The organism is Vibrio sp. 10N.286.51.E5 (assembly GCF_041469125.1).
GTDB lineage: Bacteria > Pseudomonadota > Gammaproteobacteria > Enterobacterales > Vibrionaceae > Vibrio > Vibrio crassostreae_C.
This window is the reverse complement of the sequence record NZ_JBFRJZ010000162.1, coordinates 1-340: the sequence shown is the minus strand read 5'-3', so window position 1 is coordinate 340 and position 340 is coordinate 1. Positions and strand designations below refer to the sequence as shown.

Sequence of the window (340 nt, the reverse complement as noted above, 5' to 3'; positions counted from 1 at the left end):
TAACTTGTCTAATGGACTCAGAAGGTCGCTACAAAGCCGCTTGTAAACGCATCATCCGTGAGCGCTACACAACGCTTTACAAAAACATGGGTGTAGCAATCGAAGAGAACAAAGACCGTGTGGATTACTACACACTACTAGAGCTAGACACGCTAGGTGGCAAACTTTACGGTCAAGAGTTTGTCGACTGGTTCAAAGCTAACGAGAAAGGTAAAGACTTCCTATTCCGTCTTGCTCACGAAACCGGCGTAATCTTACTACCTGGTAAAGGTTTCGACACAGTACACGCATCAGTACGTGTATCACTAGCGAACCTTACTCACCACGAGTACGAGCTAAT

The 340-nt window shown here is 45.6% G+C and carries 1 pseudogene; it reads left to right on the top strand.

What is annotated here, in order from left to right:
• Nucleotides 1-340: pseudogene (locus AB4161_RS23245) on the top strand (bifunctional aspartate transaminase/aspartate 4-decarboxylase); the annotation flags it as partial.